Origin of the sequence: Pontibacter actiniarum, assembly GCF_003585765.1 — a bacterium.
Classification (GTDB): Bacteria; Bacteroidota; Bacteroidia; order Cytophagales; family Hymenobacteraceae; genus Pontibacter; species Pontibacter actiniarum.
Genome location: NZ_CP021235.1, coordinates 2,698,135 through 2,722,980, shown reverse-complemented (window position 1 = coordinate 2,722,980; position 24,846 = coordinate 2,698,135). Strand labels below are relative to the sequence as shown.

15 protein-coding genes and 2 pseudogenes are annotated in these 24,846 nt (G+C 46.5%); 9 read left to right on the top strand and 8 right to left on the bottom strand.

Annotated features, from left to right (window positions below; all coding sequences use genetic code 11):
* Positions 1-196 precede the first annotated feature (196 nt).
* Positions 197-850, top strand: a complete 654-nt coding sequence (locus tag CA264_RS11720; RefSeq protein WP_025607355.1) for a hypothetical protein — start codon at positions 197-199, stop codon at positions 848-850.
* Between the two features lie 46 nt (positions 851-896).
* On the opposite strand, the gene CA264_RS11715 is transcribed toward CA264_RS11720, so the two are convergent.
* Positions 897-1,367 (bottom strand): JAB domain-containing protein, encoded by a 471-nt coding sequence (locus tag CA264_RS11715; protein WP_025607354.1) that lies wholly within the window; start codon positions 1,365-1,367, stop codon positions 897-899.
* Positions 1,368-1,867: 500 nt separating this feature from the next.
* Between CA264_RS11715 and CA264_RS11710 the strand changes: the two genes are divergently transcribed.
* Positions 1,868-2,638 (top strand): IS5 family transposase, encoded by a 771-nt coding sequence (locus CA264_RS11710; RefSeq protein WP_025607353.1) that lies wholly within the window; start codon positions 1,868-1,870, stop codon positions 2,636-2,638.
* Between the two features lie 49 nt (positions 2,639-2,687).
* Here CA264_RS11710 and CA264_RS22115 read toward each other — a convergent pair whose 3' ends face one another.
* Both CA264_RS22115 and CA264_RS22515 read right to left on the bottom strand, forming a co-directional pair.
* A complete protein-coding gene (locus CA264_RS22115) occupies positions 2,688-3,089 on the bottom strand; it encodes a transposase (protein ID WP_335682971.1) in 402 nt (133 codons plus the stop codon).
* Positions 3,090-3,252: 163 nt separating this feature from the next.
* A pseudogene (locus CA264_RS22515) lies at positions 3,253-3,477 on the bottom strand (transposase); the annotation flags it as partial.
* A 121-nt stretch (positions 3,478-3,598) separates the two neighbouring features.
* Here CA264_RS22515 and CA264_RS22510 point away from each other — a divergent pair.
* A pseudogene (locus tag CA264_RS22510) lies at positions 3,599-4,004 on the top strand (transposase family protein); the annotation flags it as partial.
* 680 nt (positions 4,005-4,684) lie between these two features.
* Positions 4,685-5,107 carry a hotdog family protein gene (locus tag CA264_RS11700; protein WP_025607351.1) on the top strand — a complete coding sequence of 141 codons (423 nt, stop codon included), beginning with the start codon at positions 4,685-4,687 and terminating at the stop codon, positions 5,105-5,107.
* A 368-nt stretch (positions 5,108-5,475) separates the two neighbouring features.
* On the opposite strand, the gene CA264_RS11695 is transcribed toward CA264_RS11700, so the two are convergent.
* The 5 genes from CA264_RS11695 to CA264_RS11670 all read right to left on the bottom strand — a co-directional run bounded on the left by CA264_RS11695 (position 5,476) and on the right by CA264_RS11670 (position 11,483).
* Positions 5,476-7,275, bottom strand: a complete 1,800-nt coding sequence (locus tag CA264_RS11695; RefSeq protein WP_025607349.1) for a M61 family metallopeptidase — start codon at positions 7,273-7,275, stop codon at positions 5,476-5,478.
* Between the two features lie 97 nt (positions 7,276-7,372).
* A complete protein-coding gene (locus tag CA264_RS11690; RefSeq protein ID WP_025607348.1) occupies positions 7,373-7,828 on the bottom strand; it encodes a YybH family protein in 456 nt (151 codons plus the stop codon).
* Between the two features lie 161 nt (positions 7,829-7,989).
* Positions 7,990-9,366, bottom strand: coding sequence for an alpha/beta fold hydrolase (locus tag CA264_RS11685; protein WP_084196212.1), 1,377 nt, complete (start codon positions 9,364-9,366; stop codon positions 7,990-7,992).
* Positions 9,367-9,737: 371 nt separating this feature from the next.
* Positions 9,738-9,944, bottom strand: a complete 207-nt coding sequence (locus tag CA264_RS11680; protein ID WP_025607345.1) for a hypothetical protein — start codon at positions 9,942-9,944, stop codon at positions 9,738-9,740.
* Positions 9,945-10,670: 726 nt separating this feature from the next.
* Positions 10,671-11,483, bottom strand: coding sequence for a helix-turn-helix domain-containing protein (locus CA264_RS11670; RefSeq protein WP_169728058.1), 813 nt, complete (start codon positions 11,481-11,483; stop codon positions 10,671-10,673).
* A 1,714-nt stretch (positions 11,484-13,197) separates the two neighbouring features.
* Between CA264_RS11670 and CA264_RS11665 the strand changes: the two genes are divergently transcribed.
* The 5 genes from CA264_RS11665 (at position 13,198) to CA264_RS11640 (ending at position 24,777) form a co-directional block, all read left to right on the top strand.
* The gene (locus CA264_RS11665) at positions 13,198-16,149 is read left to right on the top strand and encodes a SusC/RagA family TonB-linked outer membrane protein (protein WP_025607342.1); all 2,952 of its coding nucleotides are present in this window, start codon (positions 13,198-13,200) and stop codon (positions 16,147-16,149) included.
* 17 nt (positions 16,150-16,166) lie between these two features.
* The gene (locus CA264_RS11660) at positions 16,167-17,624 is read left to right on the top strand and encodes a RagB/SusD family nutrient uptake outer membrane protein (protein ID WP_025607340.1); all 1,458 of its coding nucleotides are present in this window, start codon (positions 16,167-16,169) and stop codon (positions 17,622-17,624) included.
* 1,230 nt (positions 17,625-18,854) lie between these two features.
* Positions 18,855-21,953, top strand: a complete 3,099-nt coding sequence (locus CA264_RS11650) for a SusC/RagA family TonB-linked outer membrane protein (protein ID WP_036776091.1) — start codon at positions 18,855-18,857, stop codon at positions 21,951-21,953.
* A gap of 17 nt (positions 21,954-21,970) precedes the next feature.
* Entirely contained in the window at positions 21,971-23,386 is a 1,416-nt protein-coding gene (locus CA264_RS11645; RefSeq protein WP_025607336.1) for a RagB/SusD family nutrient uptake outer membrane protein, read from the top strand.
* Positions 23,387-23,841: 455 nt separating this feature from the next.
* Entirely contained in the window at positions 23,842-24,777 is a 936-nt protein-coding gene (locus CA264_RS11640) for a helix-turn-helix domain-containing protein (protein WP_169728057.1), read from the top strand.
* Positions 24,778-24,846: the final 69 nt, after the last annotated feature.

Sequence of the window (24,846 nt, the reverse complement as noted above, 5' to 3'; positions counted from 1 at the left end):
GCTGTCACGTGCAATTGAGAATATTTTTTGATGCTACTCCCACTCCACTTACTGAAGACAATAACTATATACGCATCAGCTAATATACTGCACTTATTCTATTTTACAATTTTTGGGAATTCAGCAATCATCCTCCTGGAACTATAAGTATACAAAACCATTACATGTGCAAGTGAAATCCTTATATAGCAACTAGATGAAAGAGGATAGTATGTCAACTAAAGGTATGCTGATGAACATCAGCTCAATGAAGGGCAAAGCCATGAAGCTTACAGAGAATGGGAAAGCTTACGATGTTCTGCTAAAGGACATATTAGCAAGGGACTTGTTCTATGATGACGATACGCCGATGCCTTCCTTAAAGGATTTATCTGTTGCCACAGGTCTACAGTATGGCAAAATCAGGAAGTACGTGGAGGAGACATACCATGACCTTGTGCTCGATCATGAGGCAAGACCGGTATTCTCTTTTACTAAAATTCGTTACGAGTTTCTGATCAGGGGCTGGAGGAAAGGTAAGTTTATGAGTTTCGAGGCCGACCAGTTGCCGGTTGTGCCACGGGTAGGAGAGGAAGTCTCTGTTCCTTTCTTCTCAGCTTACATGGGCGATTCCTATTTCTTTGTGGAGAAGATCAACCACTATTTTGAGGAAGATACGCAAGTGGTGAAGCTTTGGCTGCGGCCAGGTTTCTATAATACCTATTGGCGCTATAGAAAGGATAAAGCAATGGAAGAGCATGAGCTGGGGCTAATGGAGTTCATTAATCTTGAAGAGCACGAGCTGAAACGGAAACTCGGGGTTGGGAAAAAGATGGACGACTATTTGACCAAGAAGTTTGGGCTCTCCTAATAGGAGGAGGTCAGGCGTACAACTTCGACACGAGCAAAAAGAGGGGCTATAACAGCCCCTCATCTGCCAGCGAATAGTAATTTTCGCTGGTGAGGATGATGTGGTCCAGTACCGCGATGTCCAGTAGCTCGCCGCCCTGCTTGATCTTCTTGGTCAGCTGTAGGTCCGCTGTGCTGGGTTTGAGGTTACCGGAGGGGTGATTGTGGGAGAGAATGATGCCCGAGGCGCAAGCTTTTAACGCGGCCACAAAGATGAGCTTGGGGTCGGCGACGGTACCGGCCACGCCCCCAGTGGAGAGCTCGTAGACGCCCAGCACCCGGTTAGCGCGGTTGAGCAGCAGTACCTTGAACTGCTCGATAAATTCTAGTTTGTCTGAGTCCCAACTCTCTTTAAGCACCTTGTAGGAGTCTGTTGAACAAGTAACCTGTGGTCTTTCAGAGGGCTTGACGCGGTTGCGGTAGGAGAGCTTTACTTCGGCTACGCGGTAGATGGCTGGGGATTTAGTTGCCTTTTCCATAATCTCTTGTTTTAAAGTGTGAGGAAATTGATTATGGTGCCCCCATCTGCCTTCGGGACGGACTAAGGGCAAGGTGGAGCCTGGAAAAATGTGGAGGGTTCCCCTTGGGATACCCATTTTTCCAGGACTACCTTGTCCCGTGTCCGGCACGCAAGGCTAGCTTTGCACTAAAACGAATGACTGTTAAATTTTTGCTTTGGAACGGCTCTATAGGTGTGAACTGTAGGAAAGCTATGTCTCCTTATTTAAATCATTAGTGCTATGCCGTAGCTTCTGATATATTCTGAAGTAAGAAGCGTCAAGCTCTTTTGTACACTGTGTTATAACTAGTTGTTTACTAGTATGTTATTTTACTCATAAGCTTAACCTTCTAAATTTTAGATATTTACTTCTTTTAGTGTTGCTCCTGTCGCTCAGTTTAAGAGCATGTTTAAATTTTGGAGCTGGGCAAAAAAAAGCGAGTTAGCGCGTAAGCAATAAGTGACCAAACTCAAAAGCTTATGCAATCTCAGTATCAGAGACTCACTGACTCGCAATGGGATATTGTGAAGGAATCACTTCCCATCCATCGGAATCGCAAACACTCGCTCAGGGTTATTGCCGACGCCATCTTCTGGTGCCTTCGCCTTGGCAATCAGTGGCGCAACCTGCCCACGGAGCTCTTTCCCAAGTGGCAGTTGGTGTACTACTACTTCAGCAGGTGGAAAGCGGACGGCACACTGGAAAGGCTGAACTTCTCGCTCAACCAGCTGGAGCGGGGAAGGGTCGGCAAAGAAGCCTCGCTCAGCCTGCTAAGCATTGACAGCCAGTCAGTAAAGGTGGCTCCTTTCGTCAGTGCGGAGACGGGCGTGGACGGCAACAAGAAGATAAACGGCCGCAAGCGCCACGTGATAACTGATACGCTGGGCCTGGTGTGGGGTGTGGTGGTGCACGCAGCAAACAATGCTGACGGGGCCGTGGCCGAGCGGGTGGTGGACCCGCTGCGGGGTTACCTGCACCGCATGGAGAAGATACTGGCAGACGCGGCCTATGAGAAGGTGTTCCTGGACTGGGTCTCGGAGAACCTGTTGGGGGTGGAACTGGAGATATCCTCCAAGCCTCCTGGCTCGGAGGGCTTTGTGCCTGTCAAGTGGCGGTGGGTCAGCGAGAGGACCTTTGGCCTGTTCAATTTCTCCCGAAGGCTCGACAAAGACCATGAAAAGACCACCAAAAGCGCAGAAGCATGGGTATTATGGCAGAATTGTCAGCTCATTATTAACCGGATTAACTAAAAATCAGAAGGTTATAAATTTAAGCATGCTCTAAGAGGCTGTTTTGATTTCATTTAGATAATTTTTTAAGCATGATGTGTATCATGGTAATCTGTATCATGGTCTCGGCTGACTTGGTGCTGCATTCATAGTCTTTGGAAAGCCTTCGGTAGAGGTTAAACCAGCCGAAGGTACGCTCCACAATCCAGCGTTTGGGCAAGGCCACAAAAGCCTTCTTGTGAATCCTGTCCACTATCTGAAGTCTCCAGCCCAGTTCCCTGAAGGTGCTCCTGACCCAGTCCCGCATCCTTTGCCCGCCGTAACCCTGGTCGGCGAAGAAGACACGGAGCCTGCCGAAGTCGGCTACCCTGGAGGCGAGCCGCAGGAGCAGATAGCTGCCTCCCCGCCGCTCGCTGATGTCGGCCCGGTGCACAATCACCATGATCATCAGCCCCAGCGTGTCCACCACCAGGTGCCGCCCAGAGCCCTTTTATCCGCTTGGCCGCGTCATAGCCCCTTTGCCCGCCCTGCTGCACGGTTTTCACGCTCTGTGAGTCCAGGATGCCTACACTCGGGGAATGTTCTTTGCCGTGCCTGCTCCTCACTTTCTTGTGGAGGCTCTCGTGGAGCAACTCCCAGAAACCATTGTGCCGCCATTTGCGGTAATGGTAGTAGACTGTTTGCCAGGGTGGAAGCTCTGCAGGCATCATGCGCCACTGGATGCCCCCTTTGCTCACATAGAAGATGGCGTTGAGGATGCTGCGAAGAGGCCAGATGCGCTTCCTGCCGAGCATTTCATCTTCCAGTATCTTTTCTATACATTGCCATTGGGTGTCGGTTAAATCACTTGGGTAAGCCATAAGTCTGCAAACTTTTCTTACCCAACAACCGGCACCTACTTTTCTATTCAATTAAATCAAAACAGCCTCTAAGTATGTTAACTAATTAACTTAATTTGTGAGATAGTGCATGGGGTGGTGGCGTAAATTCCACGGCTTCTTCATCCAGGTCACCACCACCTCGGATGGGGTGTCGGTCCAGTTTTACATTCATGCCAGCTCCTTTGTCGATATCACTGCTTTCCAATCCATTCCTTGAACCTTCCCCGATCCAGCCAGCTTTACGCTGATGTCCCTACACCTGCTATTAGATTGAGGACCTGCCCAGGGAATGCGACCAGGTTCAGCTACGAGGCTGCCGCAAGTCTAACAGCAAGCAGAAGGACGAGCCACGCATGGCCTTTTAAGGAATACTACCGAAAGCGCCTCAAAACTATTTTCAGCAGCACTACAGGGTTTTCCCCAAGATACTACATGCTGTTACAGCTGAAGATTTCATACTAAAGCTCATCCTCTTCACCTATACCTTAACACAAGTCATCCAGTAGCTCGCAACTTGGGTTAAAAAGGAAAGTTCGCTCAATAAGTAATTCAACTTAAAAGGTGCTTCCAGAAGTTCAGGTTGATGAGCTTACCAACAAATCAGGGCAGATTCGTAAAAAGTTGTGTGGATGTGATAAGATCTTTGATGGAAATTTGGGTAAGCCCGGGTACATATTAGATTAGAAGCACCGAGTGGGCAAAGCCTGCACCAGAAACATTGAGTGCAGACCTGTGCGTAAGGATAAGGAACAGGATGATGGTCATAAGTGTCGCCTGCTTTTCAAAAAGAAGTAGCAGATTCTTTACAATGCCTTGGAGCTTATTTTCTATTACAGTAACTATCAAATATTAAGGACCGCAACCGAATTTTGAACCATTTCCTGGAGGAACTGAGGCTGCTGGCGCAGAACTGGCAATGGCAAGCCCGTCCATACGAAGGAAGTGACAGCGGACGACAACCTGCAGACTCCTAATTTGTAGATGACACACCATGAGATAACAGCAAGAACAATATCCTATTTGGCTACGCCGTGCGTGACTTTCAGGGAGTAGAAATCTTTGGAGAGCTAGATAAAAAAGTGGTCTGAGAGAGTTTTTAAAAATATTTCTAGCTATCTTAATCTGTCGCATTGGCTTGCAACAGCCTGTTAGCTAAAGCCATAAATCTAACCCCATACACACAACTATGAAAGATGTTCAGAATTTATTGCCACACCGCGAACCGTTCCTATTTGTCGATACTATTCTTCTTAGTAACGAGGTAGAAACCATTGGCACTATTACATTCGACAAAGCTAACCTAACGCTGAGGACCACCTTCCCAAATCTGGATTTTGTACCGGGCACTATTCTGATTGAGGCTATGGCACAATGTGGTGGAGCAGGCATCAAAAAGTTCAGTACCATACAAGGGCTATTTGGCCTAGCAGCAATTGAGTCTGCAGTTTTTCACAAAGTTGTTCCCCACGGCGCTGAGATAAAAATGGTAATCCGCCACCTCAGGGTGAGTGAGCGTATCCTGAAACAATCCGGTGTTGCTTACCTAGACGGAGAACCTGCTATAGAGGCAACTTGGACGTGTATACGCTTCCAGAGCGAAGACAATTAACAGGCAAAATGAGAGTAGCCCTTGCATCATTGCTAAAGAAGATGCCTTTAAATCAGCCATGCAGGGTATGTTGAAGCGGATGTTAAGTGTCTCGGCGTAGGTTAAGCTGTAACAGTTAGGATGTAGACTGACATTCTCTGGCATTGAACAGTAGTTTACCTAGTTTCCCCACTTCATATTTTTCTTTCGTAATCCCCTCTCAACAAACCATGGAGGGGTTGCGAAAGAAAAATGAACCTGCAAGCCTTCTCTTACAAAGATTAGCTGTAGTGTCAGTTACAAGTACAACGATTAACATTGAAGAAAATGAAAAATCCTCCAGAGGTAAACTTTGGAGGGCGGTAAGACTAGAAAGTCTACGACTACTATTATAGATTAGTCATCCAGCGGTTTCGGAGAGCCAACTGCTTTGGGGTTGCAGCTTCGTTTATCTTAAATTGGTGTCTCACCTCCTCTTCCTTTTCCAGAACGGTAGTCTTTACTTCCAGCTTATTACCGTTGCGAAGAACTGTGTAGGTGTTAATATCGCCTTTTTTTGCTGCGGATAGCTTCTTAACCTCTTGTTGTGCGTTTTCAAATGTTATGTTTATGCCGTTGAACGCCACCAGGACATCACCGTTCTGTAAACCCATTTCCTGCAGCTTCTCATCTACTTTAGCAAAAACTATATTTTCGTCTGCTACGGCGAATCCATAGCCGACATAAGGCTTCATTGCTCCTGTTTTGGCTGATTCATGATAGACGATACCCAGTTTATTGAAGTAATCGCTAAGAGGTAAGGCCTCAGCTCCTTTCACATAACGGTTAAAGAAGTCTTCGATCTCAGGATATGTTTTGGAGGCAAACACGCTGAAGAACTCAGCCTCTGAAAACGCCTTCTTGGGACCGTAGTCCTTTGAGAGCTCATTGACTACTTCCCGGAGGCCTCGCCTCCCCTCCGACAGCTCTAGAAGCCGGATATCCAAAAGGGCTGCCACGACGGCCCCGCGGTGGTAAATATTACCATACTGCTTCTGGCCTTCCGGTGTATAGGACGTAAGACTCAGTTTATGCAGGCTGTAGTTCTTGTCCATGCGGTCATCGAAAATGAGTTTCTCCGTCATATCCTCCAGGTAGGCTGGCAGGTCAATCATTTTCCCTCTTAACCGCATCATGTCAGAGGCCCATTCCGTGGTCCCCTCATAGAGCCACAAATGCTGTGAAGGGGTAGGAGTAACAAAGTTAAACTGCTCGATCAGTTCACTGTGAATGTTAAGTGGGGTAATGATGTGGAAGAATTCATGGGCTGCCACATCCGTCAACTGGTTGGCATAGGTAGGTGTAAGCGGTGCTTCTTTGTAAATATACTCTGAAGAGTAGGAGTGCTCCCAGGCACCCCAGGTTTCGTTTTCGAAATGATAGAGGAACGTGTAGCGGTCCACAGGAAAATCAACCACAAAAGTGTTGGCTGCTTCCAGCATGTCTGTCATATTGTTTAGGAGGTCCTGCGACTTGATTAAACCTGTCTTGGAGTACGTGTAGATGTCTATGGTGGTATCTCTGAACTTAGTTTCAGCTTTGGTTAGCGTACCGGCCAGTATAGGAGAATCAACTATGTGGTCAAAACTGGCAGCAACATAGTAGCCTTCCTTATCCTTGGTTAGAGCAGTGCCCACCTGCCACTCGTGTGGGTACTGCAGTTTAATGCGTATGGGTGCTGCCTGCAGACCTTGCAGGTAGCCAAATACTCCTTGTCCGTTAATCAGCGCATGATCTTTCTCCAGGGATGTGCCGCACATGGCGTATATTCTGTTTTTCTCAACAGGTGTATCCCAGGTCTCGGCAATCTGGTAAGTGATCCTGCGTACTTTGGCAGGGGTGCTAAGTTGCCACTGGTTCGTGCTTACCTGTTTTACCTGCAGCTCTCGGCCTCTTTTGTCATAAGCTTTAAAGTTGCGGACAAAGCGACCCATATCCATCGTCTGGTAAGTTCCCGGGGCAGTCGCTGCAAACTGGTACATATTATGCTCTGGCTTGAGCCCTTTTACATCCAGGGTTACTTTAAAGTGGTCGTCGGTCCGGTCATTCAGGTTTACCTGGTAGGTTAGGAGCGGTGTTCTGCCAGCCGTAGCAGGTTGTTGAAAGGCCTGCAGCGCAAATAGCCCCAGGGATAGCGTAATTTTTCTCATACAAGTGATTCTATTGATTTTTAATTGGTTACAGGAAGAGATATTGCCTGATGGGCAGATGTACGACTGCTGCGGGTCTGATTGTGTTATGCCTTGCTTACTGAGGTACAGAGAGATGCTCATGTGCAATACGCCATTTACGATTCTGCTTCACCAGCACGCTGGTCCCGCGTCCTCTGCCTTGGATTGGTTTTCCATCATGTGTACCCCGGTAGGTATACTCGTAAATGCAGGTGGCACTCTTCTTCTCAACAGAAAGCCATCTAATATTTTCAATGCCGTAGACTTCGTCAGGCAGGTAATTCCATGTGCCCTCAAAGTTAACTTTGAGGGCATCAATGCCTTCGCTTTCATTCTTATTGAACCAGTATACCGCCTCGGACTTCAAGAGGGGCTGTACATTGGCGAAGTCGTGTGAATTGGTCGCATCCACATAGGCCTGAAGGAAGGCATTAAGTTCCTGCTCTTTCTTTGGACTGGCCCCCGCGCCTAAGGTTACGGAGGTGAAACAAATGAACAGGCATGTCATAATGCTGGAGATACTCTTTTTCATAACTTTATTTTTAGGTGTTTGGGTGTTAAAGGCGGTGCCTGCCTTTTGTTTCCTGGAGCTGCAGAGGTTGTTTTCCGCTGTGCATGCTAAACTTTCCAGCCAGAAGCTGACACACTAGGAGAGAGCGGTTCCGGGTTGGAAAGTTTCTTGAGCGGTAGCCCTTATTCCCGTTTACTGGTCATCACTTTTTTCATCCAGGCGTCTGTATCTTGTACAAGTTTTGTGTTGAAGTGGGTCCTGTTATACTCCAGGTCACGCTTGTTCATTTGTTCTACGCCCTCGGCCATACCTGGCACTCTGATAAAGGAGTGATTCGTTTTTGGCATGGTTAGAAAGGTGGCATGACCAGGGTGATAGTGGTTTACTATCTCGGCAATTCGTTTGTGGTCTTCTGCGTTAACTACCTGGAAATCATATTCGCCCCATATAGAAAGTACATGCTCATCTGTTTCGGCCCAGGCTTTGGTCAGGTTTATTTCGTCAATCTGCTGCCAATAACGGTAGTCTCGTGACCAAAATTCATCTCCGCCATGGTACTGGAACTCCTCTTGTAAGATTTTTGCATAGGCAGGGTCGGCAGCGGCAATGGCGCTTGGGTGCTGCCTCAGAACGAAATAGCGATAAAGTACATGATGCAGCTGTCGCAGCGTTTCCTCACTGGCTACATAATCTGTGCCTGTTAGCGGCTTTTGAAAGCGGAACATCTCTGCAGCAAACTCGAACCAGGGGCGGTACGGGCTACCGTATACCATAACGCCTTTCAAGCTATGCTTCTGACTGATAACAGGCGCAACAATCCCCCCCATAGAGTGGCCGAAAATAAAGATGTTCTCAGGGTCTACCTCTGGGAGGCGCTTCAGTTCCAATAGGCCCTGTTCGAAAGCCTCTATCTCTGTGTAGAGGTCAATCTGCATACAGTCCTGGGTGTTTTCATTGTCGCCCAGGCCTGGTTTTTCTACAAGCATAACCACATAGCCAAGGTCGTTCCAGCCTTCGATAAGCTGCTCATAGGGAGTGTTGCCGTAATCATCAATAGAACGGCACGGAAAGCCGGGAATAAAGAGGATGGCAGGGCTTTTGGTCACATTTGCAGGGGTGTAGGTGATGGTCCTTAACTGCCCCTCTCTGAACGGCACCTGGCCGTACGTGATGCTTGCGTGGTCAGGCTTATTCACAGGCCTGCCTACTGTTTTGGCTTTTAAATTTTTCCTTTTGCCGTCACGCAGAAGCTGTGCTGTTATCACCTGGTCAGGGTAAAGCGTCTTATTGAGCGCTGTTACGTCGCCTGGTGTACTTAGTTGTTTTTTATTGATCGAGAGTACAATATCATGTTTATCGATTCCTAAAGCACTGGCAGTCGAACCAGGCGCAACAGCTGTTACAAGCACTCCATTCTCCAGCCTATGCACTGTTGCCAGTGAATCGGGGAGTGGAGCGGTATAAAGCCCCAGAAAAGCTCGGCGCTTTAACTCCTGTGCTTCAGCATGAGGAGTGAAAATTATACCTAGCAGGAGTAAAAGAGAACAAAGTGATTTCATATTGGATGAATGGGTGGTATGATTGAATAATAAGCGGGTTGGTTGCAAGCAATCTTCTTGCTGCTTTTTGCGATTCTCTCATTACTGTTGCAGCATAGAAGCACTGTAAGGATTAGACAGTAGCTCATAAAACACTTCCCATGGTTTTGCAGTCGCTTTTTCATCTTTAGTTTTTGCCTCTACATGTTTTCTGACAAAGTCTTGTCCCAAGTTGTAATTGATCACGTAGCTTCTGTACCGGTCCATCAAACGAGTCCGCTACAAGGCCTTGTCTTTTTCTGAGAAGCTGTACTTTACCAACAGGTCCACTGCCTCCTCACGGCTTATTCTGCCCTTCAGGTACAGCTCTGCCACTTCATTGCTTGTCAGGTTCAGGCGCCCGATCCGGTAAGTATGCTATAGTACGCGTCTACCATATCGCTGTCGTATTGCCCCAGCTTCAGCAGGGTTTTTACATAGGCCTCAGCCAAATCATTCATTTGCTGTACCGGCGCTTCTTCCTGCGAAAAAGATGTGCAGGCAAAATCAGAAGCAAGGGATGCTGCAGCTAGAAGGCTCTTGAAATAGGTTAGTTTCATAGTTGTATCTAAAGAATGCGCATAATGGAGCTTAAACGGCCGAAAAAGCTTCACAGAACTACTTGTGCCTCACAATTGCTTCTGTGAAGCAGGCAACGCTTTATTAAAGTGAGGAGCCGCTGTTCGACACCGAAGCGGCTCCTTACATTTGTTCGTCCTGCAGAACAAGGATGATGTGGACTTATAGCGGTAGTAGTAGTAGTAGTAGTAGTAGTAGTAGTAGTAGTAGTAGTAGTAGTAGTAGTAGTAGTAGTAGTAGTTATGTCCAGCATATTGTTGTCACTAGGTTCTTTTAGCAGATGTTCGTTGCCTGTCTTGATCTAGATATCCATAGGCAAGTTAATACTTGGAAGCACTGCGCATTATCACCAGGGGGAGACATCTACTGTATCCGGATCTGTCCTACAGCGCTTCAAGTTGTTTACTGCCCTTCAATCTGCCTGTCCTACAGCTATCGAACATATCTGTCTTTACCGGTTCATAAACTTACAAATCTCTGGATAAGATGGCTTGTACTATCCTGCTCTTTTCCGTTAATAGAATGTAACGACCCTATACTAGTATTGGGCGACCCTATCCTTAGACCGCGCTAACAGGCGGCTAAAAAGAAACTATATATGGGTGCTCAAGAAACTTTCAGAAACTGTACGGCCTAACACGTTTTTCTCCTAAGTAGGAACCTCGTCCCTACTTAGGAGAAAAACGTGTTAGCTAAGTCTGAAATGGTTAAGGAGTAAACTTTGACGGAGGGACGCCCTTAATTTTCTTGAAGCAATTGCTAAAGGCTGCCAAGTCGCTAAAGTTGAGTATATGAGCAATTTCGTTCCATGTTAGGCCCTGTTTTTTAAGCTCAATGCTGCTGCCAATTCTCCTCTTAATCAAATAGTGGTAAGGGCTAACGCCAAAGCACTGCTTAAAGAGTCGGTAAAATCGAAATTCTGACAAACAACTGATATCTGCAACCTCTGTTATGCTCAATTGAGAATAGATACTATCGTCAAGGGCTTCCTTGCCTAACAAGACTCTTCTGTACAGCTCTTTGCGTGTTGACAGCTTTGTAGCCTGTAACCTGTAGTATGGGGTAATGAAGCTTAAATTATCTTGTATGAGCAGTGTTATGAGTTCATAAATAAGTTCTAGACCAGGCCTCGAAAAATTTTTTGAAACCGAAATAGCAGCAAACTGATTTAAGAGTGTTTTCAGCGGCTCCCCTGCCACAGCTTCTCTTACAAATAGCTCTGGGGACAGCAGATACCTGCTAAGGTTGTTGTAGTTCTCTAAATCATTTGGGGAAAAGAGCTGGTGTAACAGGTCATTCACTAGCTGAACATCAACATCTACGCACACACCTAAAGTAGAAGTGTTCTTGATGACAACATCCATAGCAGGCACGGACTCATTTACCAGAAGGTATTTCCCGTTAGAGATCCCAAATGGCTTCTTATGAAGCCAATAGGTTTCTAAACCATTGATGGTGAATTTTAATCCAAGGCCTTTAGGGCGTATCTCTGCTTCTAGGGAGGAGGAAAGTGTGCTCATGATACAGTTCTTACTCTTGATATCCTTAAGTATGTCGCAGTTGTTATTGCTCACGTGCAGAATTTCACAGTGGCCACTGTAGCTTAAAGCTCTCCTTTTCGATGAATAAGACTCTAGCATGCTATTAATCAATGTATCAGATGAAAACTAATCAGGCTACACAAAATGCGTGCTTTCAGCACGAAAGTTTGGGAGAGTTGATCAAATTAAGCCTTAAATGTTTATGTCTTTAGGACCAAGTAGGACTCCCTCCTCAACTATTTGTTTTCACTACACCTACCCTCTATCTCCATAGGTAGCTTTTAAAACACTGCTGTATCAGCGTATAGGCATCGCTTTTATCTGGGAGCAGATACTGCCGTTAGCATGCAGAAAAGTACAGGGCGAGTAAAATGCGACACCGTTCTTACGTCGGTCTTACAATTGATGTCTTTGAACAGCTATGATAACTGCACGCATATACTAAATTATCCAAAGACGTGCTTGAGTAAAAGTCATTCAAATTGAGCATATCTGAAAATTGATTATACATACAGGCGCTTTTTATAGATAATAAACTTATTTTTATCTATAATTATAAGAAGAATTCTTGTGATCCGTCATGCACTTGGGAATGTTAAAAACCAGGCTAACATTACTGGAACCCTGCATGGTGACACTTATATGGTTGGCCTAGGGCATACTGTGAGTAACCAAACGTTTTGCCTTTTGCCTTTCCGCTTAAACTGTTGAGTAGACAGTAAGCGACATCTACATACATTTGCCAGAGAGGAGTGACAGATGCTAGGTAGGGCGGGTTTGTCTATAGCTCCAATAGTGCTAGCGAGCAGGGGATGAACTAGCGCTGTACACTTAGTCATGGAAACACTGTCTCCACTTTTTATAAAAGCTGTGAAATAGGCAGTATGGTACAACTAAAATCCCGCCAACGCCTGCGTTCTTGCAGACGCAAATTCCAAAGATAGTTAAGACTAAACAAACACAAACTAAGGGAGTGGAAGGAGAATAGAAACCCAAGTACCGCTGTAGTGAACAAGCTGATCTCATAAAGTAAATAGATTGTTGTAACTGATTATTACCTCAGCCTCACTACAGCGGTACTTGGGTTTCATCTTCCTAACTTATCCTGTCTTTTCCCATTCATATTTGATGTATGCTTGTTTTTTGGATGCACTGCTGATTGAATAGATGATATTGTGTCCTTTCTCCAGCTGCGGCCCCGTTCAACGGTATAATAGCCCCTATTCAGTACGCTGAAACATGGTTAGCTATCGTTAGCCTACCCTTCGTTGCCTCAGCATTGTTCACTCATGATTTTACAAGAAAGGCAAAAGTGCCTTTGAGGCATCAAATTGATGATGCAGTCGAACCCACCTTGTTCAAAACACTAGTAGCATCTCATTCATCCCTATACAGAACATAAAGTGTAGCGCGGTGCTTTTCTGGCAGTCAAAAGGTCACCTGCTGGCTTGGGTGAAATAGGCAGGATATTGCAATCTGTTTTCTGGGGCAATTGCCTTTATTTGAACGTAACAAGCAGCTTGTACGGTACCGGCTCACCAGCAGCCTTTTGCGAAGGATGCATTCACCTGCTATAGATAAATCTATGACTGGCTGTCCAAGCCCGAATAGTTGTTGTTGATATGCAATGGCTTGTAAATCATGTAACTATACAATATTGATTAATTTGAACTATCCGTTAAATACGTACAAAATGAAAAAAATATTACTGTTAGTTTTTACTGTTGGGCTCTTTATGGCGCAGCATGCCTTGGCCCAAAGTAGAACGGTCTCAGGAAAGGTCACGGACCAGGAAGATGGCCAGGCCTTACCAGGCGTTGCGGTGGTCCTGAAGGGTACACCCACCGGAACAAGTACAGGGGTGGACGGCACCTACTCGATCGATGTGCCTGCCAATCATGCGGATGCCACCCTTATTTTTAAGTTTGTAGGCATGGTGGAACAGGAGATAGTCGTAGGTGCAAAAAAGGTGATAGACGTGGCCTTACAGACCGATGCCAAGCAATTAGCCGAAGTAGTTGTTACGGGATACACAACACAGAACAAGCGTGAAGTGTCAGGCTCCATTGCCACCGTAAATGCAGAGGAAGTCAGCCAGGTTCCACTAGCGTCTTTTGACCAGGCACTACAGGGAAAAGCGCCAGGTGTGCTCATTCAGGCGCAATCCGGCCAGCCAGGTGCACCTGCAGCTGTTACGATCAGGGGGAAGGGTTCTATTGTGGGAACCAACTCTCCGCTATACATTGTAGACGGCGTGCAAATAATGGCAGATGACTTCTCTACGCTAAACCCGGCAGACTTTTCTACTTTTAATGTGTTAAAGGATGCGGCCGCAACTTCCTTATACGGTTCGAGGGGAGCTAACGGTGTCATTGTTATTACCACGAAACGGGGAGTAGCAGGTAAAACACGCATCAATTACAACGTACAGTACGGTTATTCGAAAGCTCCTGAAAACAGGCTGGAGGTAATGGACACGAACCAGAAGTTAGACTATGAGCTTGCGAATGGAAATCCTTACGGATGGACGGAAGAAGACCTCAGCAAGCTCAGGAAAGTTAACACAGATTGGGAGGATGTGTTTTTCAGAACCGGTAAAACCGTTAACCACACGTTAAGCGCTTCAGGCGGAAACGATCATACGGTGTATTATTTGTCAGGATCTGTTTTTGACCAGACAGGCACAGTTGAAAACACAGGCTTACAGCGTTACACAGGCCGGGCAAATATCGACAGCAGGGCAGGGGACTTTAGCTTTGGACTGAATGCTACCCTGGGGTATTCAGAGTTTACCAACACAATAGAAAATAACTCTGTAGTGACAACACCTCTGAATGCCATCAGGTGGACAAACCCTTATGAGACGCCCTATGATGAACAGGGAAACTATACCGAGATCATGTCTGGGCAACCTAATGCACTGCAGGAGCTTCTTGAAAACCAATATTTAAGGCAGCAACTGAAAGGTGTGGGTAACGCCTATGTAAGCTATGCCGTGCCTTTTTGGGAAGGGTTAACGCTCAAAACAAGCTGGGGAGGCGACTTTACTGCCAATGAAGTGAATAACTTCATTGATCCCTCTACTGCGACAGGGCGTGCCCAGACAGGGCGCTCGGGTAGTCTAACCAGAACCTACGCCAAGGCATTCCGCTATACCGGAACCACGTCAGCCGCTTACACCAAAACCTTTGGCATCGACCACAGGTTGGGTGTTGCTCTTTTCAATGAGGTGGTACGTTACAAAGGCAACAACTTTGGCTTTACTGGCTACGGCCTTGGCGGCGCGTTCGATAATGAGGCCGGAGTCACACCTGGTACTGCCGACAATGGCTATATTCCGGCTGTAAATGGCAGTGGATCTGTAAACGCCTTGGTTTCCTACTTTGCAGATGTGCAATATGGTTTTAAGGAACGGTATTTCTTGAACCTTGGAGCACGCAGAGACGGCTCGTCCAGGTTTGGTTCTGACCGTCGTTATGCCAATTTTGGCTCAGTCGGTCTAAGTTGGATTGTCACGGATGAAGGTTTCATGGCCGGTTTACGCGATAACGTACTCAATGAGCTTAAGCTGAAAGCAAGCTATGGCTCTGCGGGCAACCAGGCGCTGGAAACAGATTTCGCCTCCAGAGAATTGTTTGCGCGTGCCGTCTACAATGGTGTAAGTGGTCTGCTGCAGACCCAACTGGCAAACCCGATGTTGCAATGGGAAAGAAGAACTACGCTGAACGCCGGTTTCGAGTTAGCCACGCTCCAAGGAAGACTGAGGGTAACAGGGGAGTTCTACAACGCCCTGACTTCTGACCTGTTCCTGAATCGTCAGCTTTCCAGAACATCGGGTTATTCGTCCTTAGTGACCAACGTTGGAGAGTTGCGCAACAGAGGGGTTGAAATGTCTTTGGAAGGAGACCTGTTGCAATTAAAAGACTTTACCTGGAGCGCCACCATAAGCCTTACCTACAATAAAAATGAGATTACCAAGCTAGTCGGGAATGACAGCGAGATTGAAAACGGCATCTACATAAATCGTGTGGGTGAACCTATGAACTCGCTTTATCTGGTACGCTATGCAGGCGTGAACCCAACTACCGGAGATCCACAGTTTTACACCAAAGAGGGGGAGGTAACCAGTGTGTACAATCCTAATGATCGTGTTGTTGTAGGGTCCGTTGAAGCCCCGCTCTTCGGTGGGTTTGGAACCTCTGTCAATTACAAAGGGTTCGAGTTAAGCGCCTTTTTCAGCTTTGTGAGAGGAAACAAGGTCTACAATAACGACCGCGCCAACATTGAAAACCCACAGTATCTGTACGATAACTTGGCAACGTCTATGCTGACAGAGTGGAGGAAGCCGGGTGATATTACCCAAATACCACGTTGGGATGCCACCTGGTACAACGATGCTACGACCAGGATGGTAGAGTCCGGTGATTTTCTTCGATTGCGCAACGTGAACGTTTCCTATGCACTTCCGAAAAGCCTTACTGGCAGGATGCACGTGGAAAGTATCAAAGTGTTTGCACAGGGACAGAACCTAAAGACCTGGACAGGTTTTGCAGGTTTCGACCCGGAAGTTTCCACAGGTATTTTATCCGGCGCACAGTATCCGGCCCTGCGCACAGTAACCTTTGGCCTAAACATCGGATTTTAAACTCTAAACTTATAAAAATGAATCTACATATAACTCGGTTTTTAATTGGCTTAGGCCTGGGCTTATCTCTTGTTTTGGCTACAAGTTGCGACGATATCATTGATGTAGAGCCTGTGTATGAGAAGGAAAAAGTCACTGTTTTCAAAAATTTGAACGAGTTCGAATATGCTCTGACAGGAGCCTACGCGCTGTTCCGTCAGACGGGCTACTACGGTAATGGATCTGCTACAACAGGCGCGTTTTCCGTCTTACCAGATATGATGGGAACGAACCTTGTGGAAACGAACGAAGAGCTGGGCAACTACATCACCCAGACAGACTGGGTGTATGTGGCCGATGACAGCGATATTGCCCTTACCTGGCAAGCGGCTTATTATATCATTAACCAAGCTAATCAGGTATTAAGCAATAACATTGAGCAGTTTAAGACAGCAGATGAAAAGCGCGTTAACCTGTTGCGTGGGCAGGCGCTAGCAATCAGAGGACTTGTACATTTTGACCTACTGAGGTACTGGGGTGTAAGCTACGAGCGAAATTCAACAGCACTCGGTATTCCGTACAAGACGACAACAAATCAAGAGGAAATGCCATCAAGACTTTCTGTAAAGGAATCATACGATAAAATTTTGGCTGACCTGAAAGAAGCGGAAATACTTTTGGGTGACGTTGACAAGGCAATAAATATAGGATCTAACAAGTCTTACATAGATCAGCTGGCAGTAAAAGCTATGCTTGCCCGTGTAAGCCTGTATGCCAGAAACTATGAGGAAGCAGAGGCTTATGCTACCGCGGTGATACATGCGTACCCACTGGCTTCAAAAGCAGATTTTCCTGAAATATGGAAAGATGCGTCTGCCAGTGAGGTAATATGGTCTGTAGCCTACAGTGCAGGGCAGGGCAGCCCGTCAAACAGCCTTTACTATGCCGCCAACAACAGAAACGGGTACCGACCCTCTGCAACGTTGGAGGCGATGTATGACAAGGCCAATGACATCAGGTTTGACGCTTATTTCGGCTCCGCAGAAAGGGCAGGTACTGAGAGAAGAATTGTTAACAAACACATGGGCCGGGGCACGGCGAAGGATAACCTGGTAAACTGGAAGGTGTTCAGAACCGGAGAGATGTACCTGATACGGGCAGAGGCCAGGGCGATGCAAGCGGGGAGAGAATCACTAGGCTTAGAGGACTTGAATACCCTGCGGACTGCCAGAATCAACAATTATGCACCTGTAGCACTTTCTGGGCAGGATTTGATCGATGCAATCGCTGTCGAACGTCAAAAGGAGCTGTTTGCAGAAGGGCATCAGTGGTTTGACTTGAAACGTACCACGCGCATCATAAGCAGAACAGACTGTGGTAGTGCCTCGCAGTGCACCTTAGAACCAGATTCCAGGGCATGGGCTTGGCCAGTACCTCAAGGGGAGATTATAGCCAATATGAACATCAGGAGTCAGCAGACTCCTGGTTACAATTAACCAAGGGATGGTGTAACTGTCAATGGAAAAGGCTGCCAGCAAAGGCAGCCTTTTTAGGTAGAATGAGTCTTGCCGGAAAACATACTCCAGGTTTCCTGTGCTTCAGTTGTTCAAACGCGCGGCGCCTGTTCTTCAGGGCTAAGGCAAGAGAGGAAGGGTGTAAATGATGCTTTTTAAGTTTCAGATAAACTGACAGGAGATCTTCTGACGCCGATAGCAACGCTGGTAGGAATCAGTTGCCTGTTTACAAGTAAAAAGTTTTAGACCAGGGGACTATAAGTGCAGGAGGGGCCGCAAACCGCTAGCTTCTCCAATACATGGGTTATTTACTTCAACAAGTACTGTTGCGCTGCATCAGATAGGAGGTCTAGGTGTGATGGCTTGGTTAGAGGAGTTTAAAAGACAGGGGAACCAAGGAAGGGGTTCGCTTTTACAGCTATGATCAGGAAAGAGAGTAAACTTGATCTTACCCTTATCGTGAGCAGTAGAAGACTAATTTCGACAAGACAGATTGTAAGTCTAGAAAAGCCGCAGAGGGATTCAATGTTTACATCTCACCTTAAACAAATCAGCCACATCAGGGCGGGACCCTCCACGACTTTGTTTTCCAGACCATGTGTGATGCCTGAAGGCATCCTTGCCGTGCATGCAAGCTATATGGGTTGTTTATATTGTTTCTTCTTTTGTGTGGCGGGTGAAACATTCCCGGATGCGTCGTTCCTGTACTCGTGTTTCTGTAGCCGCTGCTGCAAAATTACACCATTCTCATTGCCTGTTCTTGTAATATCCTGCCGAATTGTGTTCCAACAACTAAGGTTCTGGAGCTGATGCTTTTTCGTTAAACCAGGCAGCACACAAATTTTATTCCTGCTGGTGAAAAGGCAGGAATTTACAATTCTTTTACTGTAAAGACCAGTTCCTTTGTGGAGGCAAGGTTAGGGCGAATAGGCTCTGCAAGCTTAACAGAGACGTGCATCACCTCCAGTGTAGAATGATACACTGGAGAAAATCCCGGACCTGCGGCGTAAGATATCTGGAAGCAGGTGATTAATTTTCTTCCAGCGTTCATACACCATTTCTGCAAAACTGCTCTTTCTAATGATAGAAGCATCAGCACTGAATATAGACCCTTTTTCCTCATCTTTTACATACAACAGCCTCATAGACTGCTATATATTACGTGTAAACGCCTCTTGATAACCAATTTTTTAACTGTTCTAACCTAGTTTTATGAAACACAAATTACTCTTAAGCTTGGCCCTGGTACTGACGCTAGTGTGTCAGTCGTGGGCTCAAGGTCGAACATTCTCTGGACGGGTAACCGATGCGGGTAATGGACAAGCCTTACCTGGCGTGAATGTTATTGTAAAGGGGACTACCCTTGGAACGTTCACCGGCACTGACGGAAGCTATTCCTTAAGTCTGCCGAACGAGAATGCGACCCTCATTTTTTCATTTTTAGGCTATGTCACCCAAGAGATAAGTACTGCAGGTAAGTCCTCGGTTAATGTCAGCTTAGCAGAGGACAGCAAAAAGCTTTCGGAGGTGGTTGTTGTCGGCTACGGGGTGCAGGATGTGAAAGATGTAACCGGTTCGATCACTAGTATTGCTGCGGCAAAGATTGAGAATCAGCCGGTACAGAGCTTCGACCAGGCGTTGTCAGGACGTGCGGCAGGTGTGCAGATTACCAACACATCAGGATTGATGGCTGACGGTGTTACTGTGAGAATCCGTGGAGTGGGGTCTATTTCAAACAGCTCACAGCCTCTTTTCGTCATTGATGGTGTGCCGATGGCACAGGTCAGTAACCTGAACACGTTTAACGGTGGTAACGGTACCCGTTACAACCCCCTAGCAGACTTGAACCCGAACGATATCGAGTCAATCGAGGTGCTGAAAGATGCCGCTGCTGCAGCGCTTTACGGCTCCCGTGCTGCCAATGGGGTCGTGCTTGTGACCACAAAGAGAGGGAAAAATGGAACGGCAAAGGTGACGTATGACTTTTATACAGGTTATAACGAAGCAGCAAGTACACCTGCTTTGTTGAATGGAGACGACTTTATTGCCATTACAAATGAAAAAGCAGCAAACGCGGGGAAGAACCCTATTGCCGGCAATGTGGACATCAACGAGGACGGTATACCGGACAGAACCAATTGGCTGGATGAAATATTCAGGAAGGGTGTGATGCAGAACCATCAGCTTTCAATTTCAGGAGGGAGTGAAAAGGCGACCTATTACGGTTCGGTTTCCTATGCTGATCAAAACGGATTTGTAAAGGCAAACAGCCTACAAAGAGGATCTGCCCGCCTGAACTTTGACATCACGCCAAAGGAGTGGCTAAAAGCTGGTATCAGCACCAATTATACCAAAACGGTCAATAACGGGGTGCTTTCCAACAGTTACTTGGCAGGTATTACCCTATCGGGCTACAATGCGGCGCCTAACCTGCCTGTCTACGGGAAAGACGGGTTCTATTACCTGAATGAGCAAGGCTACTTAGGGGATGGAGTGAACCGATCGGACCTGTACTATCTCAACAAGTTTTACCACCCGGTGGGAACGTTGGAGCTGCAGCGTAACCAGAACGTGTCGCAGCGCATGCTGGGGAATGCCTACATTGAGGTGGAGCCTGTGAAGAATCTGAAGCTTACCTCCAAGTACGGAATTGACTACATAGACAATTTCGAAGATCAGTATAGCGATCCCAATATCCAAGGTTTGGGTTGGAAGGCTAGATACAACGGTCTAGTGCAGACAAACAACGTTCGCCGTAACCAGTGGAACTGGTCGAACTATGCCAGCTATCATGTGCTTCTTGCTGACCAGCATAATGTTTCAGCTACCGCAGGTTTCGAGTTCCAGGAAGTAGAGCAGCACTCTATAGGTACCTATGCCGGGGATTTTGCCGATCCGTTTTTCAAAGACATTGTGACGGGGACGTTTGTGAGCCAGTTTGCGCCAGACGGAAGAAGAACGCACAATGGCTTTGATTCTTATTTTGGCCGTCTATCCTATGACTTCGGCAACAAGTACTATGCTGAGGCAGCAGTCCGTGCAGATGCCTTCTCCGGCTTTGGCCTGGAGAACAAGCGGGGTTATTTCCCGGCAGGTTCGATTGGTTGGAGAATATCTGAGGAGCACTTCATGGATCAGTTTGACTTCCTAAATGACCTAAAGCTCCGGGCGAGTTACGGTATCGTAGGTAACTCTAACATTGCTGATTTTGCTTCCAGAACCTTGTTTGGCGGAGGACAATACGCGGAGCTAAACGGCTTCAGCCCGACACAGGTAGGAAACAGAAACCTCAGATGGGAGTCTTCTACGAAGTTAGACATAGGTTTGGATATGGCCCTCCTGCAGGATAGGATAGGGCTTACCTTTGACTACTTCCACACTGATGTCACCGATCTGGTACTTGACGCTCCTGTTTTAAGGACTACCGGTATCCCAGGAGCCTCTGTTACCACCAATATTGGCTCCATGTACAACAAGGGTGTTGAACTTTCCCTGACGACGACCAACATCCAGAAAAATGGTTTTGTGTGGACCTCCAACTTCAACTTCTCCAAAATTAAGAACAAAATCACCAGCCTCTTCAATGATGTTCCGGTTGTTAGCGGATCCAGCGAAGCTGCTGTCGGACAGGCGATTGGGGAGTTTAAGCTGATTCGTTGGGCAGGAGTGAACCCTGAGAACGGCAACTCGATGTTTTTAGCCAAAGACGGTACAAAAAAGCAGTACAATCCTGCTACTCAGAAATACTACCTCATGGATGGCTCGGAAACATCAGACATTACAGCAAACGATGCGGTGTATGCGGGTAACCCTTACCCGAAGTGGTTCGGCGGTTTTGACAATACCTTTACCTACAAAGGATTCGACTTAGGAATTTTCTTCCAATACAGTGGAGGCAACAAAATCTTAAACCAGACAAGGCAAGGGTTGATGACGAACTACCTGAACAACAACATAGCGGAGATCAAAGACAGATGGCAGAAGCCAGGAGATGTAACCAACGTGCCTAAGCTGTACTTGCAAGATAATATCTCCACTCGTACGTCGACACGCTGGTTGGAAGACGGCGATTTCCTGCGATTGCGTCAACTAAGCCTGGGCTATAATGTACCATCCAGTGTGATCAACAGAATCGGTCTAAACAACCTTAGAGTATACGGGCAGATACAGAACGTGTTTGTACTTACGAAATACACGGGGGCTGACCCAGAGGTGAATACCAACAGGGACGTAAACATTGCCTACGGGGTAGATAACCGGTCGGTGCCGCAGTCGCGCAGCTTTACTGTAGGTGTAAGTGTAGGTTTATAAAATTTAACCAAACAATAATGAACAAAATGTTTAGAAATAATATTGTCGCATCACTGCTGTTCGGAACAATGGTGTTTTCTACAGTATCATGTGATGTTATCGAAAAGGAACCCATCGAAAGTTTGTCTCCTGATGCTGTCTTCTCTTCTCCTGAACGCATTGAGAAAGCAGTTATCGGCATATACGATGATAATCAGAATCCAAGCTTTTTGGGTGGGCGCGCCCTTGTCTACGCCGATATCCGTGGTGGGGACACCGACCCAGCTAGTTACTTTGGCGGTGTTGGGCTTTTTAACACGCTGTCGAACGACGGAACCGTAATGGCTGCTTGGACAGGAGGATACAGGGCCATCTATACTGCCAACCTGTTTCTGCAGGCACTAGAGGAAAACCGCTCCAAAGTAGCAACAGTGGCTCTTGCTAATCAATACGAAGCAGAAGCCAAATTCGTACGGGCACTGAATCACTGGTATTTGATCAACCTGTTTGCACAGCCTTATAACTTTACGTCAGATGCTTCCCATCTTGGTATTCCGGTAGCGCTTAAAGCGTTTGATGCATCAAGCGCTTTTGCTCCAGAGGCGCAACTTTCAAGAAGCACCGTGGCAGAGGTTTATGCTCAAATTGAGAAAGACTTGCTGTTTGGAGAGCTGAATTTGCCAATAACACAGGGTACTAACTTTTCAAACGTGGCTCGTGCCACCCGGGGTGCTGCACAGGCCCTCTTGATGAGGCTCTACCTTTACAAAGGGGAAAACACTAAGGTAATAGAGTACGCAGATAAGGTTACTGCGCTTGGCTATCAGCTAAATGCAGCGCCCATTACTGCGTTCAGAGACTATTTGACAAAGGAGTCTATTTTCTCTGTGGCACACAATGCAGCCGATAACCCCAATACAAACAGCTCCATCGGTAACCATTATTCGCCCGAAAATCGTGGAGATATATCCATCAGCCCATATCATGCAATTGCTACACTAGCAGACAGCGATTTGCGCAAATCCACGTTAACAACGGGGAAACTTGGGAAAGTGTGGACCCTAAAATTCACCGATGCGACCAACTGGATTCCTGTTGTCCGCTACCCGGAAGTGATACTGTCCAAGGCGGAGGCTTTGGCGAGGCAGTCTTCCGCGGTTAACCCTGAGGCCATCGAGTTAATTAACCAACTACGCAGGCGGGCACAGGCTTCTGAGTTTTCAGTTCCTGATTTTGCCTCCCGGGAGGAGTTGATCGAAACTATTTTGCTGGAAAGAAGAATAGAGCTTGCTTTTGAGGGACACGGTATTTTTGACAGGTTGAGAAACAAGAAAGACATACCGGCCTCCAGTATGTACACTGTTCAACCTTATGGCTCAAATAAAACGATCCTTCCAATTCCACAGGTGGACGTTCAGGCAAATCCTAACCTAGTGCAGAATCCTGGCTATTAATCGGGGTAGCTTTTCTGCGGCCTACGACAGGAAGCAGGGAGTTTGGTAGTCTGTCAAGCAATAGTGCTAGCAAAGCGGTGCAGGAATTAACTTGCACCGCTTTCTGATTTCAGGCGTGTATGATGCCAGTTCAATGGGCAAAGGGCCGGGGGGGTGGATGCTGATACCACCTGAAAAAGACAAGTTTAACATAAAGTTAGCTTCTACAGCATATTAAAATCAGGCGCTATTTTTCTAAACGCTGCATAAGAAGTACCTCAGAGATTTACTGACTACTCATCTTTGTATTTCTCTATTTCGCCTATCACGGTGCTGCGAAAAACACAGCCAGTCCAGTCCGCTTGCTGTGTAACTTGTAAAATCCTGCTTATTTTAATTTTCATGTTGCCATGCTGTTTGAGCCCTTCTTTAAATGTGTATATTTGAGTAAGTATTGTATTATAATTATAGAACTGATGGAGAGAAGGGCGAAATTGCCAGTAGGTGTGTCCTACAGTCACGCATGTGAAGTGGTGCATGTGGACGATAAAAATTATTATAATTTCAAGCCAAAAGTAAGTGCCAATCGGATAATGAGCTCTTTTTTTACCTCCTTGGAAGATGAGGTGCAGCCTCGCGGGCTTGGGCTAAAGTATGCAGCTGTAGGGCAAGAGCATTATTGCGTGCAAGGCAAGAAGTACAGCGTATCGAGGGACAAGTACCTTCTTGTCAACAATTCAGTGTCTTCTTTGGATGTTGCTATCAAAAACACCTCTACCTGGAGTGTGTGTATTGACATGGACGAGGCGCTGGTCAACGATATGTTACTTCAGTTGCTTCAGCCCAATGAACTGGACAATTATGAGGAGGTTAGCCGCTATTTGCTTACTCCGGAGCTTTTCTTGAGAGAAGTGGCGGTATCAGATTCTTTGAGGTGTTTTTTAGATAACATCATTACCTCCTCTGCTTCACATTCGATTGAGCGACCTGCTATGGAGCTTATATATGAGCTCATCGATTACATTGTGCAAGGAAATGTAGGTGTAATTAAGTCATATTATAAAGTAAAGACAGCAAAGTTATCAACTCGTAAAGAGGTATTTCGTCGGTTGCTTATTGGAAAAGAGGTCCTGGACGATAGTGTGTTTTGCCAGGCGGGCATAAAGGAGGTCGCGGAGAGTTGTTGCATGTCTGAGTTTCGTTTTTATAGACTTTTTAAGCAATGTTTTGGCGACAGCCCATACAATTACCTGTTCAAGAAGCGTATCGAAAAGAGTATTGAGCTGAAAAAGCAGGGACTAAGCTGGGTAGAGATTGCATCACTTTTAAACTTTACTGATTTGGCGGCTTTTAGTAAAGGTTTTAAAAAGACAAAAGGAGTTGCTCCAACAAAAGCTATGATCAATTGCTAATATCCTTCCTCTGCACTAGAAAGTTATACTCGTTTATCAGTACACCAGAAGAACATTGGAGCTTTTTAA